The organism is Xenorhabdus entomophaga (genome assembly GCF_037996725.1).
GTDB lineage: Bacteria > Pseudomonadota > Gammaproteobacteria > Enterobacterales > Enterobacteriaceae > Xenorhabdus > Xenorhabdus khoisanae.
The window spans coordinates 1-1,871 of record NZ_JBBMXH010000227.1 but is presented as its reverse complement, the minus strand read 5'-3'; the positions used below and the strand labels follow the sequence as shown (position 1 = coordinate 1,871).

General features: G+C 45.9%; 4 protein-coding genes. All 4 read left to right on the top strand.

All coding sequences use genetic code 11. The annotated features are described in order from the left end of the window. On the top strand, window positions 1-460 hold a 460-nt coding region (locus tag AAC854_RS22345; protein ID WP_340619016.1), incomplete at its 5' end, for a phage protein NinX family protein. Beyond that, window positions 457-675 (top strand): Lar family restriction alleviation protein, encoded by a 219-nt coding sequence (locus AAC854_RS22340; protein ID WP_340619015.1) that lies wholly within the window; start codon window positions 457-459, stop codon window positions 673-675. The genes AAC854_RS22345 and AAC854_RS22340, both read left to right, overlap by 4 nt. Further along, complete coding sequence (locus AAC854_RS22335) at window positions 676-1,119, top strand: YbcN family protein (RefSeq protein WP_340619014.1); 444 nt, start codon at window positions 676-678, stop codon at window positions 1,117-1,119. Window positions 1,120-1,124: 5 nt separating this feature from the next. Further along, window positions 1,125-1,793, top strand: a complete 669-nt coding sequence (locus tag AAC854_RS22330; protein WP_340619017.1) for a metallophosphoesterase — start codon at window positions 1,125-1,127, stop codon at window positions 1,791-1,793. The last annotated feature ends 78 nt before the right edge of the window (window positions 1,794-1,871 follow it).

The following is a 1,871-nucleotide window of genomic DNA, read 5'->3' as shown; positions in this document are numbered from 1 at the left end:
AATGAAAATCAAAACGAGTGCACTAACTGGGCGGGCGCTGGACTGGGCTGTGGCTAGAGCTACTGGCATGAATATTTATATGACCAATCAGCATGATAATGAGTACGAATGGATTGGCAATGGTAGAGTCATGGCAGCAGCATTTGAAAAACCAATTATTACGGTTGGCCTATGTAATGACGTACATATTGAGTTTAAGGGTGAATCAAAACCGTATTCCCCATCAACCGATTGGTCTCAGTGCGGGCAGTTGATTGATAAATATATTGATGATTTAACCCACATGGCATTTAGAGGTGATCATTGGGCGGCAAATTGTAGAGCCGTGCGAGTTGGTGATTTTTCGATTTTTAAAACGCAAACAGGCGACACACCGCAAATCGCCATCTGTCGCGCTGTCGTGGCTGCACAATTAGGCGACGAGGTAGAAATCCCGGATGAATTGGTGGAGGGAGCATGACAGACAAACTTAAACCGTGCCCGTTTTGTGGTGGCACTGATCTCGAATTCACTCATGATGTCATGATGCCTGATGAATGGTATGCAGGCTGGATTAATTGTTGCAATGAACGTTGTGAGGTTAAGGGGCCTGATGTGTCGTGGTTCGATTCTGCCAATGAAGCAGAGACCGCGGCAATTCAGGCATGGAACCAGAGGGCAAATAACGGAGGCTAGATGGAATGTAATTTTCTATTCCATGAATCAACCAAACAGTCCGCATGGCAACAACTCAAAGAAGTTCTCGCAACAAACCAACCTCACCGCATCATCATTAAACCGTGGAAAAGCACCCGATCGCTACCTCAGAACGCAACCATGCACATGTGGTTCGGCGAGATTAGCTGTTTTCTGAAATCCAACGGGGCGAAATTCTCACCAGATGAAGTCAAAGAAATGATGAAACACACGTTCTTGGGCTACGAGGTTGTGGAGCGGATTGATGCCAGAACACAGGAACCAGAGCGTGTCAGGACACTCCGCCAGACATCCAAATTGGATACTGGCGAGATGTTTCGATTCATGGAACAAATTGAGCAATGGGCTGTGGGTATTGGTTGTTTCGTGACAGTACCAGATGACAGCGAGTACATGAAACTCAAACAGGAGCAAGAGCGGTGAATAAAATAGGTGAAATCAGAAACGGGAATTACCTGAAAATCGATGGTGATCAATATCAGCATATTTTTGTGGTTGGGGACATTCACGGATGTTATCAGCTACTGATGGATAGATTACAACAGATTGATTTTAATTATGAAAACGACTTGTTGATATCGGTGGGCGACCTGATTGACAGGGGTGATCGAAACGTCGAATGCCTCGACCTAATAACCCAACCGTGGTTCAGGGCTGTTCGGGGCAATCACGAGCAGATGGCGATAGATGCGCTACTGCACAACGGTGATAGTGATATTTGGTTTTACAACGGAGGTCAGTGGTTCCTGCACTTGGATTATGAACAGGAAATATTGGCTAAATCGTTACTGAAACAGGCTGAACAGCTACCCCTGATTATCGAGGTAAGCACGGGTCATAAAACAATCATTATCGCCCATGCTGACTATCCTGATGACGAATACGAGTTCGGCAAATCGGTTGATTGGTTCGATGTCATTTGGAGCAGAGACCGGATTCATGATGTTAGTTACGGTAGAGGTGGTGAAATCACAGGCGCCGACCTGTTTATATTCGGCCACACGCCAGCACCAATAACCAAACAGAACTGGAACCAGCTCTATATCGATACGGGTGCAGTGTTTGGACATGGCCTGCATGTGGAGCAAATTAAATGAAATACCTACTATTCATCGGCTTTTGGACAGCGCTCATGCTGATTATGGGAATAGCGTTAGGGGGATAAGGTGGCAAAG